Raw genomic sequence first — 23,282 nt, 5'->3', positions numbered from 1 at the left:
CTACTGTGTGCCCGGTGACCGCCGCCCAGGACCTCGTGCCCCTGCCGGAGGACCCGTTGACGGAGGTCGCCGCCGCCGTGCTCGGCGACGGCCACCACGTGGTGCTCGACCTGCTCGACGTGGTGCGCCACCACGGCGGGCCGCCGGTCGACGTGGTCCGCGCGGGCGACGACCTGCTGCCCCGGCTGGCCCACGAGAACGCGCTCGACCAGGCGCTGGTGCTGGCCCGGCAGGCGCTCCGGCCGGGCGGGCTGTTCGTCGCCGCCGTGCCCGAGCTGGACAAGCTCGGCCGGTTGCGGCCCACCGCGCCGCCGCCGAAGGTGTCCGGGCGGGGGCCGGACCGGCAGGTGACCGTGCAGCTGTGGGACTGGTCGGCCGACGGCGAGTCCTACGCCCTGGAAGTGGTGCGGCTGGTGCGCGGCGCGGAGACGTGGGAGGTCGCGAACACCGTGTCGACCCGGCACCGGGTGCTGTCGCCCGAGCAGATCTCCGCGTCGCTGGCCGATGCCGGGTTCGGCGCGGTGCAGCGGCTCTCGCCGGCCGAGTGCGGGCACCCGCTACCGGTCTGGGTCGCGGTCGCGCCCGCATGAGCAGGGTCCGCCCGGTCTCCGGCGGCGGACGGGCGGTCGAGGTGCCGCCGGAACGCCTGGAAGGGTGGTTCTCGCGGTTCGCCGCCCGGCACGGGGGAGCGCGCTCGACCTCGGTGACCGCCGACCGTTGCCTGGTCACGGCGGTGGACGGAGCTACGGCTTCGGTCGACGCCGCCTTCGGTGAATTCACTCCGTCGGGTGAGTCCGATGGTCTCGTGCTCGACGCGTTGCTGGCGCACGCGTTCACTTCGCGTCGGGTCGGGCTGCTGCTGGTGCGGCTCGGCGGGCACAGCATCGGGGTGGCGCGGGACGGGGTGGTGCTCATGTCGACCACGGACAGTCGTCAGGTGCACGGGCGCAACAAAGCGGGCGGGTGGTCGCAGCAGCGGTTCGCCCGGCGGCGGGAAGGGCAGGCGCGGGTCGCCCTCCAGGCCGCGGCGGACGACGCGGCGCGGGTGCTGGCGCCTCGGGTGGGTGAGCTGGACGCGGTCGTGCTCGGTGGTGACCGGCAGGCGTTGGACGCGCTGCGGGGTGACCGCCGGCTGGACGAGGTGTTCGCGTTGGCCTCACCGCGGGTGCTGGACGTGCCGGAGCCCCGGCGGGCGGTGTTGGACGAGGCCGCGGTCCGGGTGCGGGCGGTGGAGGTCGTGGTCCGGGAATCACCCGGGAAGTCGTGACAACCCCCGCCCACCCCGACCGCATTCATAAGGGTGAGGGGGCACCGGACCGCGGTGGCCCCACGAACCCGAGGAGCAGTCTTGCTGCGCAAACGACTCGTGCTGGCGGCGGGAGCGATCGTGCTCGGCGGTGTCGCCGTGGCCGTGCCCGCGCTGGCGTCCGGCGGCGGCGACGAGGCGCCCGTGTCGACCACCACCCGGCCGTCCCCCACCTCGGTCAGCACGTCACCGGTCGCCACCTCGCCGGCCACCACCTCGCCGACCTCCATCGCGACCGAACCGCAGTCGACGGTGACCCAGCCGCCCGCGACCACGAGCATGCCGGTGGAGGTCACCCCGAGGCCGACCACGGTGCACCCCGAGCCCACGTCGTCCCGGCCGCCGGTGACGTCGACGGTGACGACCTCGCCCGGTGCGTCCTTCCCCGTGACGACCACGACGACGAGGCCGCCGCTGTCTACCTCGCCGACGGCCACCACGAGGCGCTGACGGCGTGAGCTGGGACGCGGAGTTCACCCACTACTTCGACCGGTGCGCCGACTCGATGCGCTTCACCGCGCTCTTGTTGTGCGGCAACCACCACGAGGCCGAAGACGTGGTGCAGTCCGCGTTCCTCAAGCTCTACCTGGCGGGGCCGAAGCTGGCGCAGCGCGAAGGGCTGGACGCCTACCTCCGGCAGATCGTGGTGCGCACGTTCCTGGCCGAGCGACGCCGCGTGCGGTGGAAACGGGAGAAGCTCACCGACGCGTTGCCGGAGGTGCCGGTGGCGGGGTCGTTGAGCGAGGACAAGCTGGTGGTGTGGCAGGCGTTGAGCGCCGTGCCCGCCAAGCAGCGGGCGACGCTCGTGCTGCGGTACTGGCACGACCTGGGGGTGGAGGAGACGGCCGCGGCCCTCGGTTGCTCGGTGGGCACGGTGAAGAGCAACACGAGCCGCGGCCTGAAGGCGTTGCGGCAGAGGCTGGGACCGGAGTTCGGCGAGTTGTGGCAGGAGGTGAGGCGCGGTGCTTGAGGACGAGCTGAGAAAGACGTTCGAGGAACTGAACATCCAGCCGCTGCCGCGGTCGTTCGGGGCCGTGGACATCGTCCACCGGGGTGTGCGGATCAAACGCCGCCGCCGTGCCTACGCGGTGGCCGCGACCGGGACGGGCACCGCGATGGTGGCGGTGGTGGTCGCCTTCGCCCTGAACCAGCCCCCGAACGGCGACAACAGCCCGGCGGGCCCGCCGGGTCCGGCGAGCAGCTCCAGCACCCCCATCCCGACCAGCCCCTCCACCGCGCCGGAGGACGCCACCTCCTCGACCGTCGGGGACCCACCGAACCCCTCGACCAACCCCTCGGTGCCACTGACGACCAGCCCGGACCCGACGCCCACGTCCACCACGACGAGGACGACCTCCCCCACCGCGCAGACCACCGCGAGATCCACGAGCACCGAACATCCACTGCTCACCACCATCCGCGGCTGACGGCCGACCCGTGCAGAGGTTGTGGGCGGTCGAACACGTAGTCGGATGATGTTGGAATGAGGGAGGGGCCTCGGGTGATCCCCGCAGGCAGGCTGCGTCTGGCCCGGTCTGCTCGCGGACCGGGGATGGCCTTTGCGGCCGGGCCGCCGCCTCCCACCTGAAGCCGCACCTGGACCGCGCCACCGCCCGGCCTACACCGAGATCCCGCCCAACGAGACCCAGCACACCGCCATCGCGTTCCGGTCCCTCACGTCTGTGGCGCGACACGCTCGCCGCCGCCGGGATTCACCCACAGACGCACCCCGCCCCTACCGCTCCGAGACCGAGCGCCGAGCTGCCGTGAGGTCGGTACAACTACCCCAGGGTGCCGGTGGCCAGCAGACCGCCGTCCACGCGCACGGTCTCGCCGGTGATCCACTCCGCGCCGTCCGACGCCAGGAACGCGACCAGCCGCGCGACGTCCTCCGGCGTCCCGAGCCGCTTCATCGGGTAGCCGGCCGCCGCCGCCTCCTCACGCCCGGTGTACAGGGCCTCGGCGAAGCGCGTCTTCACGACCGCCGGCGCGACCGCGTTGACCCGGACCTTCGGCCCGAGCTGCCACGCCAGCTCCTCCGTCAACCGGATCAGCGCCGCCTTGCTCGCCCCGTACGCCCCGATCACCCCGGTCGACCGCAGCCCGCCCACCGACGCGATGTTCACCACCGCGCCACCGTGCTCCCGCATCCACGCCTTCCACGCCAGCTGCACGAACCCCAGCGCGGCGACCACGTTGACGTCGAAGATCTTCCGCACCGCGTCCAGGTCCGCGTCCACCAGCGCCCCGAACACCGGGTTGATGCCGGTGTTGTTCACCAGCACGTCCAGCCGCCCGAACCGCTCCACGGTCGACTCGACGGCCCGTGCCCGATCGTCGGCGCTGCCCGCGTTCCCCGGCACCGCCAACACCCGATCGGGTGAGACGCCCGCGGTCGAGGCCAGGGATTCGGCCGCGGCGGCGACCGCGTCCGCCTTGCGGGCCGTGATCGTCACCGACGCGCCGCGCGTCAGCAGCTCCAGCGCGATGCCGTGCCCGATGCCCCGACTGGCGCCCGTGACCAGGGCCGTCCTGCCCGTGAAGTCCGAAGTCATAGCGGGCAATGTATGCCGGTGGACACACCTCGATAATCAAGTGGCGCCCACCCCGTAGACTGGAACCGTGGTCATCCTGATCGAGTAGGTCCCGCGCCAGCCGCGCCGTTGACCTCGCACGACCACACCCCGGAGTAAAACTTGATCACCGCAACCGATCTCGAGTTGCGCGCGGGCTCGCGCATCCTGCTGTCCGACGCCACGCTGCGCGTGCAGCCGGGCGACCGCATCGGCCTCGTCGGCCGCAACGGCGCCGGGAAGACCACCTCACTGCGCGTGCTCGCGGGCGAGGGCCAGCCGTACGCGGGCGAAGTGCGCCGCACCGGCGAGCTCGGCTACCTGCCGCAGGACCCGCGCGAGGGTGACCTGTCGGTCGTCGCCAAGGACCGCGTGCTGTCCGCGCGAGGCCTGGACCAGCTGCTCCGCGACATGGAGAAGATGCAGTCCGCCATGGCCGAGCTGGTGGACGACACCGAGCTGCAGGAGGCCGTGCGCAAGTACGGCCGTCTTGAGGAGCGGTTCTCCGCCCTAGGCGGGTACGCGGCCGAGAGCGAAGCCGCCCGCATCTGCGCGAACCTGGGCTTGGCCGACCGCGTGCTGGCCCAGCCGCTGCGCACCCTGTCCGGTGGTCAGCGCCGCCGCGTCGAGCTGGCCCGCATCCTGTTCGCCGCCTCCGAGGGCGGTGTCGGCGCGAAGTCCAGCACGATCCTGCTGATCGACGAGCCGACCAACCACCTCGACGCGGACTCGATCGCGTGGCTGCGCGGGTTCCTCAAGTCGCACGAGGGTGGCCTGGTCGTGATCAGCCACGACGTCGAGCTGCTCGACGACGTGGTCAACAAGGTGTGGTTCCTCGACGCGACGCGCGGCGAGGTCGACATCTACAACATGGGCTGGAAGAAGTACCTCGAAGCGCGTGCCGCGGACGAGAAGCGCCGCCGTCGCGAGCGCGCCAACGCGGAGAAGAAGGCCGGCGCGCTCATGGCGCAGGCGGACAAGATGCGCGCGAAGGCCACCAAGGCCGTCGCCGCGCAGAACATGGCCCGCCGCGCCGAGAAGCTGCTGTCCGGCCTGGAGGACACCCGCCAGGCGGACAAGGTCGCCAAGATCCGCTTCCCGTCGCCCGCCACGTGCGGCAGGACGCCGTTGACCGCGGAGGGTCTGAGCAAGTCGTACGGGTCGCTCGAAGTGTTCACCGGCGTCGACCTGGCCATCGACCGCGGTTCACGGGTGGTCATCCTCGGGCTCAACGGCGCGGGCAAGACCACGTTGCTGAGGCTGATCGGCTCGATGGAACGCCCCGACAACGGCGAGGTCATCGCCGGGCACGGCCTCAAGCTCGGGTACTTCGCCCAGGAGCACGAGACGCTCGACCACGAGGCCACGGTGTGGCAGAACATCCGCCACGCCGCGCCGGACGTGGCCGAACAGCAGCTCCGCTCGCTGCTGGGCACGTTCCTGTTCAGCGGTGAGCAGCTCGAACAGCCCGCGGGCACGTTGTCGGGTGGCGAGAAGACCCGGTTGGCGCTGGCCGGTCTGGTGTCGAGCGCGGCGAACGTGCTGCTGCTGGACGAGCCGACCAACAACCTCGACCCGGCCAGCCGCGAGCAGGTGCTCGACGCGCTGCGCCGCTACGAGGGCGCCGTCGTCCTGGTCACGCACGACCCCGGCGCGGTGGAAGCGCTTGAGCCCGAGCGGGTGATCCTGCTGCCCGACGGGACCGAGGATCACTGGTCCCAGGAGTACCTGGAGCTCGTGCAGTTGGCTTGAGCCAACGGGTTTCGCACTTCACACCACAACGTGAGCCCTGATCGACTCTGTGTGATCAAACGACCGCTCGCCGATCATTTCGCTTGATCACCTGGCGTTCTTGGTCTTCGTGTTCGATCATTGCGACGACAGGGGCTTTCGAAGGCCCGACCTGCTGTCTACGGAAGGCGGGACAAGGTGGCTGACCTGAAGAAGGGCGCCCGGATCACCGGCGCCACGCGGGACAAGCTGGCCGCTGACCTGAAGAAGAAGTACGAAAAGGGCGCGAGCATCCGGGCGTTGGCCGAGTCCACCGGGCGCTCCTACGGCTTCGTGCACCGGGTGCTCAGCGAGTCCGGTGTGCAGCTGCGCGGTCGCGGTGGCGCCACCCGCACGAAGAAGAAGTAAGCTACCCTCCGGTAACCACATGGCGTCGAGGAGAGACGACGCCTGACGAAACCCGGAGGTTCACGCATGTCGGCACCGACCACCATCGACGCCGGCCTGCTGGAACGCGGAGGCGTGCGGCTCGTCGTGGACGGACCGCGCGCGACGATCACGCTTGACCGTCCCGAGGTGCTCAACGCACAGACGCCGTCGACCTGGGTGGCGTTGCGGACGATCGGCGAACAGCTGGGCCCGGACGTCCGCGTCGTGGTCGTCCGGGGTTCCGGTCGTGCCTTTTCCGCCGGGCTCGACCGGCGCATGTTCACGGGCGCCCCGGTGGAGGGCGAGCCGGGTCTGCCGGAGATCACGCGACGGGGACCCGAGGCGGGTGCTGCGCTGATCGCGGAGTTCCAAGAGGGCTTCCGCTGGTTGCGCGACCCGGCTCGGGTGACGGTCGCCGCGGTGCGCGGGCACGCGATCGGCGCGGGCTTCCAACTCGCCCTCGCGTGCGACTTCCGCGTGGCCGCCGACGACGTCAAGTTCAGCATGGCCGAGACCTCGCTCGGCCTGGTGCCCGACCTGGGCGGCACGCTGCCGCTGGTGCGCCTGGTCGGGTACTCGCGCGCGGCCGAGATCTGCGTGACGGGACGGCGCGTCGGTGCCGAGGAGGCGTTGCGGATCGGTCTGGCGAACTCCGTCGTGCCGGCGGACGGGTTGGACGCGGCGGTGGACGACCTGGTCGCGCAGGTGCTGAAGCCGATGCCGGGTGCGGTGCGGGAGACGTTGGCGCTGCTGGCGTCGGCGGCGGAGGGTGCGTCGGAGGAGCAGCAGCTGCGGGCCGAGCGCGAGGCACAACTGCGCCGACTCGCCGAACTGACCGCCCTGGCCGGCGGCCAGGGCTGACCCTCCAGGTTGGACACGATCGGGTGAGATCGATCCGAAAATGTACGGAAACACTGTTCCCGTACCTCGGTTGATATGACCGAGCGCCGAACCACCCCAGCCAGCCCACTCACTCACCCGAACCACTCACCACACCGACCACCCCGCCGGCCACCACCGCCCCGATCCGCGAGCCGGTCGGCCGCCGCCCCGCCGCCGACACACCACCCACCGCCCTGCCTGCCACCACCACCGCCCCGCCGCCGCAGCCCTCGTGCCGCCCTGCCGCCGGACCCCGCGCCGCCCCAGCGCCCCCACCCCGCCGCCGCCCCGACCGCGCGACCCCGCCGCCCGCCCGGCTCGCCCGCGACCCCGGACCCTCGCAGCCGCGACCCTGGCAGCCGCTCCCTACCGCCGGTCGCCGCCCGCCCGCGACCCGCTCGCCCGCGACCCGCCCGCCTGGGGCCCTGCCGCCCGCGACCCGCCGGCCTGGGATCCGCCGGCCTGGGATCCGCCGGCCTGGGATCCGCCCGCCTGGGATCCGCCAGCCGGCCAGGGATCCGGTGGCCGGCCCGCCCGGCGCGACCGCAGCCCGCGACTGTCGTCGCCCTGCTCGCCCGTGATCCGCGCTCGCCGACCCGCCCGCCGCATGTCCGGCTCGCCCGCGCTCCCAGCCCGCGACCGTCGCCCGCCCCGCTCGCGCGCGATCCGCGCCGCCGGACCTGGCTGCCGCCCGTGATCTGCGCCTGCTGGCGCGCCCGCTGCCGCCCGGCTCGCCTGCGATCCCAGCCGCCCGGCTTGGCCGCCCTCGGGACCGCTGATCGCAACCCGACCGGCTTGGCCGCGACTTCGGTTCGCCGGATTCGGCCGTCGCCCGCGATCTGCGGCCCGGCGGGTACGGCTCCGCGCGCGATCCCGTACCCGCCGGATTGACTGCCGTCCGCCCGGCTTGCCCCGCGATCCGCGTTCGCCTCGGCCTGACCGCGCGCCGCGACCCGCGCCCTGGCGCCAGATCCGCTGGCCCGTGACCCGCCGGATTCAGCGGCGCGCGACCGGCCAGGTTCGCTGGCGCGCGACTGGTCACGTGCGTCCCGTGAGGCTGGGGCGGGGCGGTTGGCGGGTTTTGGTCCGGCCGCGCGGACGGGTGGGGGGAGGGTGGTTGGGGTGAGCGGGAACGTTGGGGGTGGTGGGGGCGTTGCTGTCTGTCGTGGACGGTTCCTGGGGTTTGATGCGCAGTGCGATGCGGGCGTCCGATGTGCCTACCGGGGTGCGGCGGGGGACGTTTCGGCGGGTGTTGGGGTTTGCGGGGCCGCATCGGGCGAAGTTGGTGGTGTTCCTGCTGCTCACGGTGGTGTCCGCGGTACTCGCGGTGAGCACGCCGGTGCTCGCGGGGCGGGTGGTGGATGCCATCGTCGGCGGGCGGGGTGTGTCGGTGGTGGTTTGGTTGGCCGTGGTGATCGCGGGGATCGCGGTGGTGGATGCGGGGTTGGGGCTGGTCGAGAGGTGGCAGTCGGCGCGGATCGGGGAGGGGTTGATCCACGACCTGCGGGTCGCGGTGTACGGGCACGTGCAGCGGATGCCCGTGGCGTTCTTCACCCGAACGCGCACCGGTGCGTTGGTCAGCCGGCTGAACAACGACGTGATCGGCGCGCAGCGGGCGTTCACGTCGACGCTCTCCGGGGTCGTCACCAATGTCATCCAATTGGGGCTCTCACTGGGCGTGATGTTCACCCTGTCGTGGCAGGTGACCGCACTCGCCCTGGTGTTGTTGCCGGTGTTCGTGATCCCGGCCCGCCGCATGGGCGCCCGGATGGCGGACCTGCAACGCGAAGCCTCCACGCTGAACGCGGGTATGACCACCCAGATGACCGAACGGTTCTCCGCCCCCGGCGCGACGCTGGTGAAGCTGTTCGGCCGACCCGAGGACGAGGTGGCGGAGTTCGGTGAACGGGCCGAGCGCGTCCGCGACATCGGCGTCCGCACCGCGATGGCCACCCGCTGGTTCATGACCGGCCTGACCCTGGTCTCGGCACTCGCCCAAGCGCTGGTCTACGGCCTCGGCGGCTACCTCGCGCTCACCGGCCACCTGGCCGCGGGCACCGTGGTGTCCCTGGCCCTGCTGCTCACCCGCCTGTACTCGCCGCTCACCGCCCTGGCCAACGCCCGGGTCGACGTGATGACCGCCCTCGTGTCCTTCGAACGGGTGTTCGAAGTACTGGACCTCAAGCCCATGATCACCGAACCGGAACGACCGCGCCGCGTGCCCGACGGCCCGGTGTCGGTGGAGTTCGACGACGTGCGGTTCGCCTACCCGGCGGCGGACAAGGTCTCGTTGGCCTCACTGGAATCAGTGGCCACATTGGACACACGCGGTGGTGAGGAGGTGTTGCACGGCATCAGCTTCCGCGCCGAGCCCGGCCAGCTGGTCGCACTCGTCGGCTCGTCCGGCGCGGGCAAGTCGACCATCGCCTCGCTGGTGCCGCGGCTCTACGACGCCGATGCCGGCACCGTCCGGCTCTCCGACGTGGACGTGCGCGAGCTGTCGTTCGAGTCGCTGCGCCGCGCGGTCGGCGTCGTCACCCAGGACGGGCACCTGTTCCACGACACCATCCGCGCGAACCTGAGCTACCCGCGTCCCGGCGCGACCGAGGACGAACTGTGGGACGCGCTGCGCCGCGCCCGCCTGGACACCCTGGTCGGATCACTGCCCGACGGCCTCGAAACCGTGGTGGGCGAGCGCGGCTACCGGCTGTCCGGCGGTGAACGGCAGCGGTTGACCATCGCCCGCCTGCTGCTGGCCCGGCCGCGCGTGGTGATCCTGGACGAGGCGACCGCGCACCTGGACTCCGAGTCGGAGGCCGCCGTGCAGGTCGCGCTGACCGAGGCGTTGCGCGGCCGGACCGCGCTGGTGATCGCGCACCGGCTGTCCACGATCCGGGCGGCGGACCAGATCCTGGTCGTGGAGGACGGGCGAGTGGTGGAACGCGGCACGCACGCCGAGCTGCTCGCGGCCGAGGGGCGCTACACCGACCTGTACCGGACGCAGTTCGACGAGTCGGAGAAGGGCGGGGAGCCCGCCGAGACGACGGGCGCGCCCGCGCGGACCGCGGAGGCAGCCGTCTAGAGACCGCTGTCTGGGAGACCACCGAGCTAGAGACCGCCGAGGAACGTGCCGGAGGCGGCCACCGCGACCTTGGACGAGCCGCCGTTCACCACCAGCACCGAGAACGCGAGGTCGCCCCGGTACCCGATGAACCACCCGTGCGCCCGCGAACCGTCACCGAACTGGGCGGTGCCGGTCTTGCCGCGCACCGCACCGTAAGGGGCGAGCTCCCGGGCCGTGCCACCGGTCACCACCTCGCCCATCATCGAACGCAGCGCGGTCGCGACCCCGCCGGGCAACGCCGTCGGCTGCGTGCCCTCGGTCGGGATCTCCCGGATCAGCTGCGGCACGGGCGTGCGGCCGTTGGCGACCGTGGCCGCGACCAGCGCCATGCCGAACGGCGTCGCCTGCATCTGGCCCTGGCCGATGCCGGCCTCCACCCGGGCGGGCACGGAGTCGGCGGGCGGGATCTTGCCGGTGTTCGTGGTGATGCCCGCGACGGTGAAGTCCGACGCCAGCCCGAAGTACGCGGCGGCCTCGGGCAGCGCCGTCGCGGGCAGGGACGCCGCCAGCCGGCCGAAGCTGGTGTTGCACGACGCCGCGAACGCCCGGCGCAGCGGCACCGTGCCCAGCTCGAACGAGTCCTCGTTGGTGATCTGCCGGGTGCCGATGGTCGCCTTGCCGGGGCACGCCACCGGCGTGTCGGCGGTCGCCAACCCGCCGGTCAACGCCGCCGTGGCGGTGACGACCTTGAACGTCGACCCGGGCTCGTACCGGCCGTACAGCGCGAGCGGGTCGCGTCCGGCGGTCTGGTTCTGCGCCACCGCCAGGATCTCGCCGGTCGACGGCTGGATCGCCACCAGCATCGCCGCCTCGCCGACCTGGTCGACCGCGGCCTGCGCGGCGGCCTGGGTCTTCGGGTCCAACGTGACCGTGGTCGTCCTCGCGCCCTGCGCCTTCTGCTCCTGCACCACGGCGACCGGTGCCCCGTTCGGGTCGACGATGGCGACCTGCCAACCGGGCGTGCCGTTCAACGCGCCGACGGTCTGCCGCACCGAGTCCATCACCACCGGCGCGAAGCCCGGCGGCACGGGCGCGCCGTGGCGGTCGAGCAGCGCGCCGTCGGCGGCGGTCGTGGTGTAGGCCAGGCTCTGGCCCTCGGCGAGCTGCGGGTGCAGCAGGGTCGGCGACCAGTGCACCCGCCACCGGTCGTCCGCCAGCCGCAGCTCGACCCGGGTCGGGTACCGCAACGGCACGCCGCCGGGCAGCGTCCACGTGACGGCCGCGTCGACCGAGGTCGTCGTGGCGCCCTCGGGCACCTGCGGCAGCGCGCCGAGCTGCGCGTGGAACGACACCCCCGGCATGCCCTGCTGGGTCCGGGCGATCGCCGCGCCCGCCGCGTCCACCGCGTCGGTGGCCGCCGCGGCCTGTCCCGCCTGGCCGGACATCATCGCGGTGAAGAACTGCTGGGCGACGACACCCGGGCCCACCCTCGGGGGTTTGTCCTCGGTCGCCGGCCCGTCGTCCGGCCACAGCACCAGCACGCCCGCCACGATCACCGCGACCGACGCGACGCCCCCACCGGTCAGCACCCACCGCTTCGTTCTCTCGTTCACGAATAACCCCCCTTGCCGGTCGGAGATTAACCCGACCGTGTGGAGAATTCGTGAACTTCGGTTCAGCCCAGCTGGGGCACCCGCGTGTGGTACTTGCGCAGCAGGTCGGCGTTGGCCGTGTCGCCGCCCTCGACGTTCGCGCTGCGCCACAGCGGCAGCGGCACGCCCGCCTCGGCCGCCTTGTCGAACAGGCGCACCATCAGCAGGTTCCACAGGAACGCGGTCGCGATCGTGGAGACGGCGGCGGTGACGGGGTTCGCGAGCGGGTAGGTCGCGTCGCCGGGCGGCACCAGGTTGTCCAGCACCACGGTGGCGTTCTCGGCGAGCGTCGTGCCCGCACGGCGCGGTGCGAGCGCGCTCGCCGCGACCGACGTCACCGCCACCACGGGGCAGCCGGCGTCCGCCGCGAGCACCGCCAGTTCCACCGGGTAGGGGTTCACGCCCGAGGTGGAGAAGACGAACAGCAGGTCGTGCGCGGCCAGGCCCGCTTCGCGCAGCACCTCGGCGGCCAGGCCGGAGCGGCGTTCGGCGGCCGTGCTGCTCACCGCGCCGTGCATGGGCAGCAGTTCCGGGTGGTAGATCGGGCGCACGCAGGCCAGGCCGCCGGCGCGGTAGAACGTCTCGGCGACCGCGGCGAGGGAGTGGCCGGCGCCGGCGGTGAGCACCATGCCGTCCGCGCGAACGCTCGCCAGCACCAGTTCGGCCACGTCGTCCAGTGCCCCCGCGTTCTGCTGCTCCACCCTGGTCAGGTGGTTGCGCACGACGTCGCCGTAGTCGGAATCGGTCGCGAGCTCGGTCGTCATGCGGTCCTCCAGTGGTCTATACCAAACGGTGCCGGTGCCCAGTCCTACCGGATCGTCCCATCACCCGCCAGGGTGTTGACCTTCAAACATCGCGGATGTTCAGCTGAACACCATGGATGTTGCGTGGCGGCACGAGAAGATCCTCCAGCGCCTGCGCGGCGGTGAACGCGTGGCGGTCGGCACCCTGGCCGGGTTGGTGGGAGCCTCGGAGATGACCGTGCGGCGCGACCTCGACGTGCTGGAGCGGGAAGGCCTGCTCCGGCGGGTGCGCGGTGCGGCGGTCGGCATGCTGACGGGCGAGGAGACGCCGTACGCGGCGCGGTCCCGGCAGCGGCTGGAGGTCAAGCGGCGCATCGGCGCGGCGGTCGCCGCGCTGCTGGACGACGGTGAGGCGGTCGTGCTCGACGGCGGCAGCACCACCGTGGAGGTGGCCCGGGTGCTGATCGACCGGCGGATGACCGTGCTGCCGCTGTCGCTGCACGCGGCGGACCTGCTGCGCGGCGCGGAGCAGGTGCGGCTCGTGCTGCCGGGCGGCGACCTCCGGCCCGGCGAGCTGGCGTTCGTCGGACCGCTCACCGAGCACGCGTTCGAGGTGATGCGGTTCGACACGGTGGTGCTCGGCAGCTGCGGGCTGAGCGTGCGCGACGGCGTGTCGGCGCACGACCTGGCCGAGGGTGCGGTGAAGAAGGCGGCCGTCGACGCGTCGGCGCGCGTGGTCGCGGCGATCGACAGCTCGAAGTTCGGGCGCACGGCGTTCGGGCGGGTGTGCCCGGTGGAGGCGATCGACGTGCTGGTCACCGACTCCGAGGCGCCGGAGGAGGAGGTGGCCCGGATGCGGGACGCCGGTGTGGAGGTACGGCTTGTCTGACGTGGTGGTGCACCCGCCGCCGCGCCGCGCGCGGGTGGCCACGGCGGTCGTGTTCGCCGTGCACGCCGCCGTGTTCGCCGCGTGGACGCCCCACATCCCGGCGGTGAAGGACCGGTTGGCGCTCGGCGACGGCACGTTGGGGTTGACGCTGCTGGGCGCGCCGGTCGGTTCGGTGGGCGCGATGCTGCTGGTCGGCGGCTGGGTGGCGCGGTGGGGCAGCAGGCGGGTGGTGCTGGTGGCGTTCCTCGCGTACGGGGCGGCGTCGCCGTTGCTGGGGTTGGCCTGGGCGCCGTGGGCGTTGTTCGCCGGGCTCGCGCTGTGGGGCGGGTTCCAGGGCGCGTTGGACGTGGCGATGAACTCCCAGGGCATCGCGGTCGAGGCCGGGTACGGCCGGCCGATCCTGTCCGGCTTCCACGCGTGGTGGAGCTTCGGCGCGTTCGTCGGGGTCGGGTTGGGCGCGCTGGCGATCGCCACCGGGCTGGACCTGGCCACGCAGATGTTTGTGGCCGCGGGCGTGGTGCTGCTGCTCGCGCTGCCGCTGACCAGGGCGATGCTGGGCGACGACCACGCCGTGGACGGGCACCGGCTCGGGCTGCCGTGGCGGGACCGCCGGGTGCTGCTGCTGGGCGCGATCATGTTCGCGGGCCTGCTGTGCGAGGGCGCGGTGGGCGACTGGGCGGCGCTGTACCTGCGCGACACCGTCGGGGTGCCGGCGGAGCGCGCGGGCTGGGGTTACGCGGTGTTCGCGGCGCTGATGCTCCTCGGGCGGGCCATGGGCGACCGGTGGGTGGCGCGGTTCGGCGCGGCCCGGGTCGTCGGCTGCTTGGCGGGGTTCGGCGCGGTCGGCCTGGCGGTGGCGTTGGTGGTGGGGGAGTTCTGGGTCGCGCTGGTGGGGTTCGGCGCCTTCGGCCTCGGCCTGGCGTGCATCGTCCCGGTGGGGTTCAGCGCGGCGGCGGCCCAGTCCGATGCCCACGCGGCGCAGGCGATCGCGGGTGTGGCCACGGCCGGCTGGGCCGGGTTCCTCCTCGGGCCGCCGCTGATCGGGCTGGTGGCGGACGCGAGCTCGCAGAGCCGGGCGCTGGCCGTGCTGCCGGTCCTGTGCCTGTGCGTGGTGCTCGGCGCCCGGTCGCTCGGCCAGGGGCGACCCGGCCCCGATCACCGGCCGCGGTAGCGCGGGTCCACCGGCGGCAAGGGCTTCTCGGGCAGGTTGGCGTGCGCCTTCATCATGAAGTCGAACCACGTCCGCGCGGGCAGGGTGCCGCCGTAGATGTCACCCTCGTCGCACAGGCGGGGTGGGCCTCCCTGCACGCAGATGCCGCGCGGCGACGTGCTGTCGTTGAACACCTGCACCGCACCGGCGTAGTCCGGGGTCGCGCCGAGGAACGCCGCCGACTTGTACTCCTCCGTCGTGCCCGTCTTCCCCAGCGCCGGCCGCGTCCAGCCGAACTGCTTCGCGGCCGCCGCGGCCGTGCCGCGGTCCTGGTCGTCCTCGCTCATCGCCACCGCGAGCGCGTTCGCCAGCGGCTCCTCCACCACCTGCTCGCACGGCGGCTCGGCGTACGCGGCGTCCTTGCCGTGCCGGTCGGTGACCTTCACGATCGGCGTCGGCCGGCACCACGTGCCACCCGACATCAGCGTCGCCGCCACGTTCGCCAGCTCCAGCGTGTTCGTCGGCGCCGGCCCCAGCGTGAACGACGCGTTCCCGGACCCCTTGTAGAACTCCGCCTGCGTCACCCGCAGTTCCTTCTGCTTCGCCTTCGGGTCCGGCGGCACGCCCGCGATGTTGGTCGCCAACGTCTCCCGCATGCCGAGCCGGTGCGCCATGTCGACCACCGCGTCCAACCCGACCTTCTCCTCCAGGATCACGAACGCGGTGTTCGGCGAGGTCGACAACGCCTGCGTCAACGTCATCTGGGGCGGGTAGCTGCCGTCGTGGTTGCGCAGGCAGTACCAGTACGTGAACGGCTCGCCGGTGCCCGGGCACCCCGGCGCGCCGCCGCGGAACACGCTTGAGGCGTACGAACCGGGCGACTGGACCACGCTGTCGACCCCGAGCCCGCCCTTCTCCATCGCCGCCGCGGCCGTGAACACCTTGTACACCGACCCCGCGCCGAACTTGTTCTCCACCGCGCTGGGCAGGTCGAACTGCGTCTGGAACTGGTCCTGCTTGAGCCCGTAGTCGCGGTTGGCCACCAGCGCCACGACCTCGTGCCGGTCCTTGCCCGGCCGCACGATCGCCGCCGCGTTCGCGATGCCCGGCGTGGTCTTGGGCACCTGCGCCTCGGCCGCCTGCTTGGCCTGGAGGGTGAGCGCGCGGTCCAGAGTGGTCTGGATGGTGTAGCCACCGATCTTCAACTCGTTCAACGAGTAGCCGTTGCGGGTCAGGTGGTTCACCACGAACGAGCAGAAGAAGCCGACCTCCGGCCCCGACCCGACGCACCCGGTCGACAGCGGCCGCACGGGCGTGGCCAGCCCCAGCGGTGCCCGCTTGTGCACCTCGGCCTGCTCGCGCGACAGCTTGGCGTTCTCCGCCATCAGGTCGATGACCATGTTCCGCCGCTCGACCGCCTTGTCCGGCCGCGCCTCCGGGTCCAGGAACGTCGGGCTGTTGACCATGCCGGCGAGCATCGCGGCCTGCGGCACGGTCAACTGGTCGGGCGTGGTGTTGAAGTACGCCTGCGACGCCGCGGCGATGCCGTAGATCGTGCCGCCGAACGGCACCACGTCCAGGTACCGCGACAGGATCTCGTCCTTGCTCAGCCGGCTCTCCACGTGCATCGCGATGCGCGCCTCGCGCAGCTTGCGCGCGATCGTCTGCTCCTGCGCCTCCTTCTGGCCGCCGACGTCCTCCCGCTCCAGCACGTGCACGAGGTGGTTCTTCACGTACTGCTGCGTGATCGTCGAGGCGCCCTGGGAGACGGTGCCCTCGGACTGGTTCCTCATCGCGGCGCGCAGCGTGGCCAGCCAGTCGACGCCCTGGTGCTCGTAGAACCGGCGGTCCTCGGCGGACACCAGCGCGTCCTTCATCACCTGCGCGACCTTGTCCGGCGGCGTGAGCAGGCGGTACTGGTCGTAGAGGTAGGCGAACGGGACGCCGTCCTTGTCCGTGATGGTCGTCATCAACGGCGGCGGCGCCTCCAACATGCTGACCGTGGTGGCGGCGACCTGGTCGCTCATCCGGTTGGACACCAGGCCGGCCGCGCCGACGACCGGGATCGCCATCCCGGCCAACAGCAACCCGGCCACCATGCAGAGGCCCATGAGTTTCGCGAGGCTGGCGGTTCGCATGATGAGGGAGTTTCGCTGGGACGGGCACCGGAAACGTCGGCGGAACCGGGTTCACCGCAACGTACGGACAATGACACCCCGGCGTTTAACCCGGCTTTGTTCACCCGTTAGTGGACTGTTTCTACTCAGGGTCTGCTACGCGGCGTCGGTGCGGTTGAAAGCGGCGCTCGCGAGATCGGCCGCGTGCCGCATCGCGGCGGCGTGCAGCGCGGTCAGCGACAGCGCGTCGGCCTGCCCGGCCGGATCGCCCACGGTGGGTTCCAACCGCGACTCGGCGGTCACGTAGACGACGCACTCGGCGGCCACGCTCAGCCGCCGCGCGAGGAACGCGACGGCCCTCATCAGCCGCTCGGCCTCGGCCTCGGTGATCGGCACGACCCGCGGCAGGTCGGCGTCGACCTCCTCGTCGACGTCCTGCCGGCTGGCCCGGCAGGCCAGGCCGCGGTCCCACAGACCGGCGGCCTCGTGCAGTGACTCGATGAAGGGCTCCCAGTCCACTTGGGTCGAGGTCATGATTCTCACCTTCCGTACGTCGTGCTCATCGGGTGAGTGCCCCTGGAAGTGTCACTTCATGCCGGCATTTCTCGGCGGTCGAGGAATTGATCGTCACCGACGCGGACCGCCTGGTCACGACGCGTGCCTCGAAAGTCGACTTTTGTCATTCGATCAGGTGGATAAGACATCTTCAGGTTGTCCTGGCACCAACGGTGGTAGCCGTTCGGCAGAAGTCACGACCGCGAGTCGGCGCGAGCCGCCGCGAGGAGCACGGCCCCACCCACACCGGGCGGAGCAGGGGAGGAATGTCCGATGCCGACGCGATCCCAGAGATGGCTGTCCCGCACGACCGCGTCGGTGGTGGCGCTGGCCTGCCTCGCGGTGCCGCACGTGCCGACGACGGCGGCCCAGCCGTCGCGCGAGGGCGCCGCGGACCACTACGCGGGGTCGCAGATCGCCAAGCACGAGGGCGCGACGCCGGTCGACGCGTCCGAGCTCGTGCTCGACGGCCCGACCGTGCCCGGCATGGACGTCAGCAGCCACCAGGGCGACGTCGACTGGCCGCACTGGTGGGGCCAGGGCATGCGGTTCACCTACGTCAAGGCCACCGAGGGCACCGGCTACCGCAACCCGAACTTCGGCCAGCAGTACAACGGCTCGTACGACGTCGGCATGGTCCGCGGCGCGTACCACTTCGCGTTGCCCGACCGGTCCGACGGCGCCGCGCAGGCCGACTACTTCGTGGCCAACGGCGGCGGCTGGTCGGCGGACGGCCGCACGCTGCCCGGCGCGCTCGACGTCGAGTACAACCCGTACGGCGAGGACAAGTGCTACGGCCTCGCGCCGGAGGCGATGGTCGCCTGGATCCGCCAGTTCAGCGAGACCTACCAGGCGCGCACCGGCCGCTGGCCGATGATCTACACGTCCACCTCGTGGTGGGACATGTGCACGGGCGCGCTCGGTGACTTCACCGGGACGAACCCGCTGTGGGTGGCCCGGTACGCCGAGAGCGTTGGCCCGCTGCCGCACCCGTGGTCGGTCCACGCGATCTGGCAGCACACGTCGACCCCGATCGACCAGAACCTGTTCAACGGCACCATGGACGACCTCGTGGCGCTGGCCCGGGGCTGAGTCGTCCGGAACGGCGGCAAGCCATGCACAACGACAAGGCCAAGGGCACCTCATTCCCGGTGCGGTGGCGCGGCTACGACCGGCGGGACGTCGACGCGTCGCTGACCCGCCTGCGGCAGGAGGTGGCGCGCCTGCGGGAGGAGCTGGAGGTGCTCCGCCTGGACCGGGACGGCGCGGTGGCCACCGCCGACGACCTGATCCGCGAGCTGGAGGACGCGCGCAGCGAGATCGGCGAGTACCGGGTGCTGCACGCCGGCTACTCGAAGGACAACGCCGTGTCCGGGTGCATCCGCTACCTGATGCACGTGGCCAGGCAGAAGGCGGACGCCTTCGAGACCGACGCGCGGGAGCGCAGCGAGCAGATGCTCAAGCGGGCCGAGGAGGTGGCGCGGCAGCAGGCCGTGCTGCTGGACGAGACCGAGCAGGAGACGCAACGCAGGCTCGCCGAGGCCGAGCAGCGGGCCCGGGAGATCGTCGACCAGGCCACCGCGGAGGCGCGCGCCCTGCTGGCCGGTCACCTGGACGGGCCGGACCGGTGGACCGCGGACACCCAGCCGTCGCTGGACGTGCCGATGCCCCGGCTCATCTCCGGCCCGCTGCCCGTGGTGCAGCCCGAAGCGGAGGAGCAACGCCCCACCACGGCGTGACGGGTCACGGCGCCCCGGCGCACGACCCGTCGAGTCGGCATGTCACGCGGGCAGGTCGCCCGGGCGGTCCACGTCGTGACCGTCCGCGACGTCGCCGCACGGCACGTCGAGCGCGCCGTGCACGCGCAGGTAGTCCCGCGCCCCGGCGTCGCCGACCGCGGCCGCGGACACGCCCGCCCAGTGCTCGGCGCCGATCAGCACGGGGTGGCCCGGCGCGCCGTCGTACGAGGCGCGCGCCAGCGCCGCGGGTGCCGCCAGCGGCCGCAGGCGCTCGACCGCCGCCGCGGTGACGCCCGGCGTGTCCACCGGCAGCACGACGACCGCGGCGACGTCCGCGCCGGACAGCGCGTCCAGGCCCGCGCGCAGCGACGAGCCCATGCCGGTGGCCCAGTCGGGGTTGTCCACCACGACGCAGCCCTCCAGCGCCGCCCCCGCGCGCACCGACGACGCCGAGGCGCCGAGCACCACGACGACCGGCGCGCACCCGGCGTCGCGCAGCACCGCCGCGGCCCGGTCGACCCAGAGCACGCCGCCGTGCGACACCAGCGCCTTGGGCCCGCCGAACCGCCGCCCGGCGCCCGCGGCGAGCAGCAACCCCGCGACCCGCATGGGGTCACACTAGGGCTTGGTGGCCCTTCAACTCCGCCCTGCTGGCCACCGCGAGCTTGCGGTAGACCCTGGTCAAGTGCTGTTCCACCGTGCTCACGGTGATGTGCAACCGCATCGCGATCGCGCGGTTGCTGTGGCCACACGCGGCGAGGGTCGCGACCCGGCGCTCCGAGTAGGTCAACTCCGTCATACGCCAGAACACGTGCCGCACCGCTACAACGGTTCAATCACGTCGAGAGATGTTCCAGCAGCAGTGCCGTCAGCGCCTCCGGCGCCTCCTCCGGCACCCAGTGCGAGACGTCCTCCAGCATCTCGAACCGGTACGGGCCGGTGACCCAGTCGCCGGTGGCCAGCGCCGCCGTGGACCCGAACGCCACGTCCTCCGTGCTCCACACGTACAGGGTCGGCACCGACACCTGCCCGGCCTTCCCACCCGGCCGCCCGGCGCGGTACCAGTTCAGCGCGGCGGTCAACGCGCCCGGCTCGGACAGCCGCCGCACGTACTCGTCGACCCGGCTCGGCGGCACCCGCCACTCGAACATCTGCCGCAACGCCGCCCCGTCCTCGTCCAGCATCCGCTTCTCGGTGTTGCTGTTGCGCCACTCGGTCATGTACCCGGACCGCAGGTGCTGGTCCTCGTCGGTGCGCAGGGCCTCGGCGAACGCGCCGGGGTGCGGCGTGGACACCACCGCCAGCCGACGCAGCCGGTCCGGGTGCTCGGCGGCGGTCCACCAGGCCACCGCGCCACCCCAGTCGTGGCCGACCAGGTCGAACACCGGCCAGCCGAGGGAGTCGGCCACCGCGAGCACGTCGCCGACCAGCGCCTCGATGCCGTAGTCGGCGGCACGCTCGGGCCGCGCGCCGGGGGAGTAGCCGCGCTGGTCGAACGCCACCGCCCGGAACCCCTCGCGGCCCAGCACCGCCACCTGGTGCTCCCACTCGACGGCGGCTTCCGGGAAGCCGTGCAGCAGCAACACCGGCCTGCCGTCCGGTGGGCCCGCCGCGATCGCGTCGAAGTCGCCCTCGTCGGTCCGCACGCTCAGCTGTTCGATCACGGTGATCTTCAGTCCCATCCCTCGACCGGTCCACGCGTTCCGCCCGACATCTTCGCGTGACGCGCGCCGCTTGCTCCGAAGCGGGCGCGCCGCTGGGCCACCCAGGTGGTCCGCGGTACACCGTGGCGACGCAATCCGGGCGCGGCACTCGGCCGATCGGCTCATCCGAGGTCACCGGAGGGTGCTGGTCAGGTCACGAAGAGTCTGATCGTGGTCAGCTTTGGTTCGTCCCGTATCAGGAGCCCCGCTGCGCGCTCCTCATCAATGAGCCGGGATGGCCGGGAGGAATGACGAGCGTGAGGAGGTCGCCGGATGGTGCAGCACGCATCCGTGCGAGCTGACGTCGAGGTGGGGGTCGGCGCGGTCCGCGACGGCGCAGACGTACCCGGTCGTCCCGAGGTCAGGCTGGTCGTGGGCGAGGGCCCGCACCGGGTGACCACCCAGTGGCTGGCCGAGGCGGAACTGTCCGAACTGGTCGACCGGGCGCTGGTGGGGGACCCGCGCGCGGTCGACCAACTCCTGGCGCGCATCCAGCCGCTGGTGCTGCGCTACTGCCGGGCGAGGGTCGGGTCGAGGGAGCGCACGCTCGTCTCGGCCGAGGACATCGCCCAGGAGGTCTGCCTGGCGGTGGTGTCGGCGCTCGGCCGGTACCAGTACGAGCCCGGTTCGTTCCTGGCCTTCGTGTACGGGATCGCCGCGCACAAGGTGGCCGACGCGCGAAGACGTGCGGTGCGCAGCCGGGCCGAGGTCGTGCCCGAGCTGCCCGACACGCCGACCCTGGAGGACGGCCCGGAGCAGCGGGCCATGACCGGTGAGCTGATCGGTCACGTCACCCAGCTGCTGCGCAAGCTGCCCGAGCGGCAGCGCGAGATCCTGGTGCTGCGGATCGCCGTGGGCCTCTCGGCGGAGGAGACGGCCGCGGCCGTCGGCTCGACCGCCGGGGCGGTGCGCGTCGCGCAGCACCGGGCGTTGGCCCGAATGCGTGAGATGTTCGCGGCTGTCAACGGCTGACCCGGCCTGGCATCGTTGGGTCATGGCTGCCACGCCTCCGCCCGTGCCTTCGCCTGCACCGCCGCCCACCCCGCCGTCCGCGCCGGTGGCCGCTCCGCCGCACACACCACCGGCCGCTCAGCCTCTCGCACCGTTGTCGCCTGCACCGCTGCCCACCCCGGTGGCCGCTCGGCCGGACACACCGCCGGCCGCCCCGCCTCTTGCACCGTTGCCGCCCACACCGCCGCCCGCGCCGGTGGCCGCCCCGTCGCCTGCTCCGTTGCCGCCCGCCCCGCCGCCTGCACCGCAGCCCGCACCGCCGCCCGCGTCGGTGGCCGCGCCGGTGGTCGCTCCGCCGCCCGCGCCGTTGCCGCCCGTGCGGTCGTCGGACCTGTCGCCCTCGGAGCAGGGCGCGGGTTCGTCGCCCGTCTTCGACGTGCTGCTGTCGGGGACGGTGTTCCTGGACATCATCTTCACCGGCCTGCCCCGGCCGCCCGCGCCGGGCACCGAGGTCTGGGCCGAGGGCCTCGGCTCGTGCCCCGGCGGCATCGCCAACCTGGCCGTGGCGCTGAGCAGGCTGCAACTGCGGACCGCGCTGTCCGCCGCGTTCGGCGAGGACGTCTACGGCGACTTCTGCTGGGAGGTCCTGGCCGAGCAGGAGGGCGTCGACCTCTCCTACTGCCGCCGGTTCTACGGCTGGCACTCCCCGGTGACGGTGTCCATGGCGATGGACCGCGACCGCTCGATGGTGACGCACGGGCACCGGCCGCCGGTGTCGGCCGACGAGATCCTGAACCCGCCGCCCCGCACGCGCGCGTGCTTCGTGCACGTGGGTGCCGACGACGAGCGGTGGGTGACGCAGGCCAAGGAGCAGGGGGCGCTGCTGTTCGCCGACATCGGGTGGGACCGCACCGAGGCGTGGGCACCCGAGCTGCTGAGCCGGCTGGAGCGGTACGACGTGTTCCTGCCCAACGACGCCGAGGCCCAGCGGTACACCCGGGCCGACACGCCTGAGCGCGCCGCGATGGCGTTGGCCGAGCACGTGCCGGTGGTGGTGGTGACGCGCGGCGGCGGTGGCGCGGTGGCGGTCGACTCGACCACCGGCGAGGTGGTGGACGTGCCGGGGCTGAACGTCGCGCCGTTGGACTCGACCGGCGCGGGCGACGTGTTCGGCGCGGGATTCGTGCTGGGGACGTTGGCCGGGTGGCCGCTGGCGCACCGGGTGCGGTTCGCGAACCTGTGCGCCGCGCTGTCGGTGCAGCACTTCGGCGGGTCGCTGTCGGCGCCCGGCTGGGCGGACATCGCCACCTGGTGGCGGACGGTGTCGCGGCGGCCGGACGACGAGCTCAAGGGGTACGGGTTCCTGGAGGACGTGCTGCCGCACCACGCGGGGGTCGAGGTCCGGCGGGCCAGCGCGACGATCCGGCTGCGCGCCTCGGGCTGATCACGGGCCGCGGGTCGCCCGCCGGCGCCGCCGGGATCTCCGACACGCCGGGCCGCCGCCGTGGTCACCCGATCGTGATCTTGCCGGCGGGCGAACGCGTGTTCGACCATGGACGTGGCGCGGCACCGGTCGAGCCCCCCGACCGTGGCGCCGGCCCTGCTCCGGGCGGGGTGAGGCTGATCACCCTCTCGTGCCTGGCGGGCTCCGCCGTCCGGCCCATCGGGGTTTGACCACGGGCTCGGGCGGGCAGGAGTAACTTCGACAGCTGTTGTCGAAGATCGCGTCGAAACTTCTGCTCGTCACGGAGCAACCCGCGGTGGTCTTCGTGCGACTTAGTCAGTGGGGGTTCCTGCG

23 protein-coding genes are annotated in these 23,282 nt (G+C 72.7%); 14 read left to right on the top strand and 9 right to left on the bottom strand.

The genetic code is table 11. From position 1 onward, the window contains the following. The first annotated feature begins 14 nt into the window (after positions 1 to 14). The 4 genes from ACYVLT_RS27240 (at position 15) to ACYVLT_RS27225 (ending at position 2,276) form a co-directional block, all read left to right on the top strand. Positions 15 to 590 (top strand): hypothetical protein, encoded by a 576-nt coding sequence (locus ACYVLT_RS27240; RefSeq protein WP_461123054.1) that lies wholly within the window; start codon positions 15 to 17, stop codon positions 588 to 590. Beyond that, complete coding sequence (locus ACYVLT_RS27235; protein WP_461123053.1) at positions 587 to 1,267, top strand: acVLRF1 family peptidyl-tRNA hydrolase; 681 nt, start codon at positions 587 to 589, stop codon at positions 1,265 to 1,267. The genes ACYVLT_RS27240 and ACYVLT_RS27235 overlap by 4 nt, the downstream gene beginning before the upstream one ends. Before the next feature lie 81 nt (positions 1,268 to 1,348). After that, positions 1,349 to 1,756: a hypothetical protein gene (locus ACYVLT_RS27230; RefSeq protein ID WP_461123052.1), complete on the top strand. Its 408-nt coding sequence runs from the start codon at positions 1,349 to 1,351 to the stop codon at positions 1,754 to 1,756. A 4-nt stretch (positions 1,757 to 1,760) separates the two neighbouring features. Beyond that, the gene (locus ACYVLT_RS27225) at positions 1,761 to 2,276 is read left to right on the top strand and encodes a SigE family RNA polymerase sigma factor (protein WP_461123051.1); all 516 of its coding nucleotides are present in this window, start codon (positions 1,761 to 1,763) and stop codon (positions 2,274 to 2,276) included. A gap of 111 nt (positions 2,277 to 2,387) precedes the next feature. On the opposite strand, the gene ACYVLT_RS27220 is transcribed toward ACYVLT_RS27225, so the two are convergent. Together ACYVLT_RS27220 and ACYVLT_RS27215 are read right to left on the bottom strand one after the other, a co-directional pair. Beyond that, the gene (locus ACYVLT_RS27220; protein WP_461123050.1) at positions 2,388 to 2,699 is read right to left on the bottom strand and encodes a hypothetical protein; all 312 of its coding nucleotides are present in this window, start codon (positions 2,697 to 2,699) and stop codon (positions 2,388 to 2,390) included. A gap of 388 nt (positions 2,700 to 3,087) precedes the next feature. Further along, positions 3,088 to 3,861 (bottom strand): SDR family oxidoreductase, encoded by a 774-nt coding sequence (locus ACYVLT_RS27215; RefSeq protein WP_461123049.1) that lies wholly within the window; start codon positions 3,859 to 3,861, stop codon positions 3,088 to 3,090. A 141-nt stretch (positions 3,862 to 4,002) separates the two neighbouring features. Here ACYVLT_RS27215 and ACYVLT_RS27210 point away from each other — a divergent pair, with 141 nt between their 5' ends. From ACYVLT_RS27210 to ACYVLT_RS27195, 4 genes are all read left to right on the top strand, one after another. Further along, the gene (locus tag ACYVLT_RS27210; protein ID WP_461123048.1) at positions 4,003 to 5,631 is read left to right on the top strand and encodes an ABC-F family ATP-binding cassette domain-containing protein; all 1,629 of its coding nucleotides are present in this window, start codon (positions 4,003 to 4,005) and stop codon (positions 5,629 to 5,631) included. A 177-nt stretch (positions 5,632 to 5,808) separates the two neighbouring features. Continuing rightward, complete coding sequence (locus ACYVLT_RS27205) at positions 5,809 to 6,018, top strand: helix-turn-helix domain-containing protein (RefSeq protein WP_015103570.1); 210 nt, start codon at positions 5,809 to 5,811, stop codon at positions 6,016 to 6,018. Positions 6,019 to 6,084: 66 nt separating this feature from the next. After that, positions 6,085 to 6,900: an enoyl-CoA hydratase/isomerase family protein gene (locus ACYVLT_RS27200; protein ID WP_461123047.1), complete on the top strand. Its 816-nt coding sequence runs from the start codon at positions 6,085 to 6,087 to the stop codon at positions 6,898 to 6,900. A 1,186-nt stretch (positions 6,901 to 8,086) separates the two neighbouring features. Next, positions 8,087 to 10,003 (top strand): ABC transporter ATP-binding protein, encoded by a 1,917-nt coding sequence (locus ACYVLT_RS27195; protein ID WP_461123065.1) that lies wholly within the window; start codon positions 8,087 to 8,089, stop codon positions 10,001 to 10,003. 26 nt (positions 10,004 to 10,029) lie between these two features. Here the strand turns inward: ACYVLT_RS27195 and ACYVLT_RS27190 are convergent, their stop codons facing one another. Both ACYVLT_RS27190 and ACYVLT_RS27185 read right to left on the bottom strand, forming a co-directional pair. Then, positions 10,030 to 11,598 carry a penicillin-binding transpeptidase domain-containing protein gene (locus ACYVLT_RS27190; protein ID WP_461123046.1) on the bottom strand — a complete coding sequence of 523 codons (1,569 nt, stop codon included), beginning with the start codon at positions 11,596 to 11,598 and terminating at the stop codon, positions 10,030 to 10,032. Between the two features lie 62 nt (positions 11,599 to 11,660). Beyond that, entirely contained in the window at positions 11,661 to 12,401 is a 741-nt protein-coding gene (locus ACYVLT_RS27185; protein WP_461123045.1) for an SIS domain-containing protein, read from the bottom strand. A 112-nt stretch (positions 12,402 to 12,513) separates the two neighbouring features. Here ACYVLT_RS27185 and ACYVLT_RS27180 point away from each other — a divergent pair, with 112 nt between their 5' ends. Together ACYVLT_RS27180 and ACYVLT_RS27175 are read left to right on the top strand one after the other, a co-directional pair. Continuing rightward, complete coding sequence (locus tag ACYVLT_RS27180) at positions 12,514 to 13,269, top strand: DeoR/GlpR family DNA-binding transcription regulator (protein ID WP_461123044.1); 756 nt, start codon at positions 12,514 to 12,516, stop codon at positions 13,267 to 13,269. 1 nt (position 13,270) lies between these two features. Beyond that, positions 13,271 to 14,440, top strand: coding sequence for an MFS transporter (locus ACYVLT_RS27175; protein WP_461123064.1), 1,170 nt, complete (start codon positions 13,271 to 13,273; stop codon positions 14,438 to 14,440). Here ACYVLT_RS27175 and ACYVLT_RS27170 read toward each other — a convergent pair. Continuing rightward, positions 14,425 to 16,557, bottom strand: coding sequence for a transglycosylase domain-containing protein (locus tag ACYVLT_RS27170; protein ID WP_461123043.1), 2,133 nt, complete (start codon positions 16,555 to 16,557; stop codon positions 14,425 to 14,427). The genes ACYVLT_RS27175 and ACYVLT_RS27170 overlap by 16 nt on opposite strands. Before the next feature lie 135 nt (positions 16,558 to 16,692). Further along, positions 16,693 to 17,070, bottom strand: coding sequence for a hypothetical protein (locus ACYVLT_RS27165; RefSeq protein ID WP_461123042.1), 378 nt, complete (start codon positions 17,068 to 17,070; stop codon positions 16,693 to 16,695). Between the two features lie 294 nt (positions 17,071 to 17,364). On the opposite strand from ACYVLT_RS27165, the gene ACYVLT_RS27160 reads away from it, so the two are divergent. Beyond that, complete coding sequence (locus ACYVLT_RS27160; protein WP_461123041.1) at positions 17,365 to 18,183, top strand: lysozyme; 819 nt, start codon at positions 17,365 to 17,367, stop codon at positions 18,181 to 18,183. Positions 18,184 to 18,206: 23 nt separating this feature from the next. Continuing rightward, positions 18,207 to 18,830 carry a DivIVA domain-containing protein gene (locus ACYVLT_RS27155; protein WP_461123040.1) on the top strand — a complete coding sequence of 208 codons (624 nt, stop codon included), beginning with the start codon at positions 18,207 to 18,209 and terminating at the stop codon, positions 18,828 to 18,830. A 42-nt stretch (positions 18,831 to 18,872) separates the two neighbouring features. Here ACYVLT_RS27155 and ACYVLT_RS27150 read toward each other — a convergent pair whose 3' ends face one another. From ACYVLT_RS27150 to ACYVLT_RS27140, 3 genes are read right to left on the bottom strand one after another with little or no spacing between them, the layout of a single operon-like run. Then, positions 18,873 to 19,439, bottom strand: a complete 567-nt coding sequence (locus tag ACYVLT_RS27150; protein WP_461123039.1) for a nucleotidyltransferase family protein — start codon at positions 19,437 to 19,439, stop codon at positions 18,873 to 18,875. A gap of 4 nt (positions 19,440 to 19,443) precedes the next feature. Next, positions 19,444 to 19,641, bottom strand: coding sequence for a helix-turn-helix domain-containing protein (locus ACYVLT_RS27145; protein ID WP_461123038.1), 198 nt, complete (start codon positions 19,639 to 19,641; stop codon positions 19,444 to 19,446). A gap of 25 nt (positions 19,642 to 19,666) precedes the next feature. After that, a complete protein-coding gene (locus tag ACYVLT_RS27140) occupies positions 19,667 to 20,512 on the bottom strand; it encodes an alpha/beta fold hydrolase (RefSeq protein WP_461123037.1) in 846 nt (281 codons plus the stop codon). A gap of 297 nt (positions 20,513 to 20,809) precedes the next feature. On the opposite strand from ACYVLT_RS27140, the gene shbA reads away from it, so the two are divergent. Together shbA and ACYVLT_RS27130 are read left to right on the top strand one after the other, a co-directional pair. After that, on the top strand, positions 20,810 to 21,505 hold the full coding sequence (gene shbA / locus ACYVLT_RS27135; RefSeq protein WP_461123063.1) for an RNA polymerase sigma factor ShbA: 696 nt from the start codon (positions 20,810 to 20,812) through the stop codon (positions 21,503 to 21,505). 370 nt (positions 21,506 to 21,875) lie between these two features. Then, positions 21,876 to 22,928, top strand: a complete 1,053-nt coding sequence (locus ACYVLT_RS27130) for a PfkB family carbohydrate kinase (protein WP_461123062.1) — start codon at positions 21,876 to 21,878, stop codon at positions 22,926 to 22,928. The last annotated feature ends 354 nt before the right edge of the window (positions 22,929 to 23,282 follow it).

The organism is Saccharothrix stipae (assembly GCF_054781895.1).
Note: the sequence above shows the minus strand (reverse complement) of the source record. Positions and strands in the feature narration are given on the sequence as shown.

Bases quoted from the DNA above. Each gene is read 5' to 3' on its own strand.
- ACYVLT_RS27170 (WP_461123043.1), bottom strand. From the start codon at position 16,557: ATGCGAACCGCCAGCCTCGCGAAACTCATGGGCCTCTGCATGGTGGCC.
- ACYVLT_RS27200 (WP_461123047.1), top strand. From the start codon at position 6,085: ATGTCGGCACCGACCACCATCGACGCCGGCCTGCTGGAACGCGGAGGC.
- ACYVLT_RS27160 (WP_461123041.1), top strand. From the start codon at position 17,365: ATGCCGACGCGATCCCAGAGATGGCTGTCCCGCACGACCGCGTCGGTG.
- ACYVLT_RS27215 (WP_461123049.1), bottom strand. From the start codon at position 3,861: ATGACTTCGGACTTCACGGGCAGGACGGCCCTGGTCACGGGCGCCAGT.
- ACYVLT_RS27140 (WP_461123037.1), bottom strand. From the start codon at position 20,512: ATGGGACTGAAGATCACCGTGATCGAACAGCTGAGCGTGCGGACCGAC.
- ACYVLT_RS27150 (WP_461123039.1), bottom strand. From the start codon at position 19,439: ATGCGGGTCGCGGGGTTGCTGCTCGCCGCGGGCGCCGGGCGGCGGTTC.
- ACYVLT_RS27185 (WP_461123045.1), bottom strand. From the start codon at position 12,401: ATGACGACCGAGCTCGCGACCGATTCCGACTACGGCGACGTCGTGCGC.
- ACYVLT_RS27165 (WP_461123042.1), bottom strand. From the start codon at position 17,070: ATGACCTCGACCCAAGTGGACTGGGAGCCCTTCATCGAGTCACTGCAC.
- ACYVLT_RS27155 (WP_461123040.1), top strand. From the start codon at position 18,207: ATGCACAACGACAAGGCCAAGGGCACCTCATTCCCGGTGCGGTGGCGC.
- ACYVLT_RS27180 (WP_461123044.1), top strand. From the start codon at position 12,514: ATGGATGTTGCGTGGCGGCACGAGAAGATCCTCCAGCGCCTGCGCGGC.
- ACYVLT_RS27235 (WP_461123053.1), top strand. From the start codon at position 587: ATGAGCAGGGTCCGCCCGGTCTCCGGCGGCGGACGGGCGGTCGAGGTG.